Here is a 1,788-nt window from a genome sequence, read left to right on the forward strand (position 1 = left end):
CGACGGCGTCTTCGCCGAGCGGCAAGAGCCTCCGAAACTTTGGGATTCGAAGTCGGCTTCGCGCGCCTGAGGCTAGTTTTCCTGGCGCCTGGCGATTCGCCGAGCCTGCTTGATCAGGCGATTCCGGATCTTGTAGAAGGCACGGACCTTCGAAGCACCGTGTACCCAGGACTCGCCGTTGGTCAACACGACGACTCCGATGCCCTCGTCGAGGCCGAGCCACAGGTCGGTTATGGCACCGGTGAAACCTCCACCATGGGAGGCGATCCGATGTTCGTCGTCCTGAGCGATCTCAAAGCCAAACCCCCAGTCCCGGTCGAGTCCTGACGACTGCAGCCTGACCATTCTCGATGCCGTCTTTCGCTCGAGAATGCGCCGGCCCTCGAACTTGCCTCGATTCAGATGGAGGCGCGCGAAGTTGGCGAGCTGTACCGCGCTCGTGCGGAGGTTGCCGGCGGGAAACACAGCCAGTCCGAAGTGCGGGTAGGCCTCATAACCCTCGGCGGTCCAGGCGCAGGGCACTGCCACGTGATCGACGTCCAGGTTGGCCAGAAACCAGCTCGACTCGGTCATTCCCAGTGGATCGAAAAGGAGCTCGTGGCTGGCGGTCTCGAACGGGGCGCCGGTGACGCTTTCCACCAGCGCGCCCACGAGGGTGATGCCCACGTTGCTGTATCCGGACGGGGAGCCGGGTGGAGCAGCGTCCCGAAAGCTGGTGTCGGCGTCATAGTAGAGCCCGCTGGGGGTGAGGTAGTCGGTCAGCAACTGGATCAGCGAGCCCGGCCAGTCGCCGAAGCTCACGAACTCGTCGCCGCGCGCGTAAAATCCCGCATCGCTGATCGATGAGGAGTGCGTCAAGAGCTGGCGCAGGGTGATCGGCTGATCGGGGAAGTGGGGGCTGTGGACCTCGAACGGAAGGTACTGGTTGACGTCGGCGTCCAGGTCGAGGAGCTTGCGGTCGACGAGCCGCATCGCGATTGTTGCCGTGAGCGGTTTCGAGACCGAAGCGAGATAGAAGAGGGTATCGGGAGTCACGGCCGACTCCTCTTCCGGGTTCGCCCAGCCGTAGCCACCGGCCTGAACGATCTCGTCGCCGACGACGATCGCGGACGCCAGGCCCGGCACTCGCGCCTTGCGCATCTGCCGCCCGAGATAGCGATCGAGTTTTCCGGTGCTGGCGGCGTCGGCGGCGGGGGCGACCAAGCCCACCGCAAGGGCAAGTAGGACAGCCACCAGGCCCACGCGCGTTCTGGTTTCAGATTGGTTCATGCATACCTCCTGTTCTTTCGGGCCATGGCCGGTCTCTTGTCTTCGAGGACTCGTGGCCGTCCGGCTCGCTCTGGGTTGCCGCTGCCGTACCGTTGATATCAATCCCGGCCGTGCCAGTGGAGAGCTGCGCAGGGTCGAGATTCTCCAGTGTCGAACCGTCGCCGGTGAAAGAGGTTGCCACCACACCCCGAGCGGCGAGGTAGTTGCGCACTATCCCAAGTGCCTCCTCGAACTCCGTCTCACTCGGACCAAACGCCACTTCGAACAGTCTCGGAGGTGACCAGTCCGAAGCCTCCTTTCGCCCCTGCGCTCGCACGGCCCATGCGAAACGACCACCCGGTCGAAACAGCGGTCGAGAGACGGAGTCCACGAAGACGCCGAACCAGCCAAGGTCTCGCGCAGGACAGGCTGGGCCTCCTCGCTCTCGGCTCCCAGCCGGTACACCACCAGTTCATAGCCCTTGGCTCCGGCAACAGCACGCCAATTGAACGTCGGGCACGCGTCGCCGATGATCGCCGC

The 1,788-nt window shown here is 64.2% G+C and carries 1 protein-coding gene; it reads right to left on the bottom strand.

The features are described from left to right. Positions 1–72 precede the first annotated feature (72 nt). Positions 73–1,269 carry a beta-lactamase family protein gene (locus GY769_25065; GenBank protein ID MCP4205195.1) on the bottom strand — a complete coding sequence of 399 codons (1,197 nt, stop codon included), beginning with the start codon at positions 1,267–1,269 and terminating at the stop codon, positions 73–75. Positions 1,270–1,788 lie beyond the last annotated feature (519 nt).

The organism is bacterium (assembly GCA_024224155.1).
Taxonomy (GTDB): Bacteria; Acidobacteriota; Thermoanaerobaculia; order Multivoradales; family JAHEKO01; genus CALZIK01.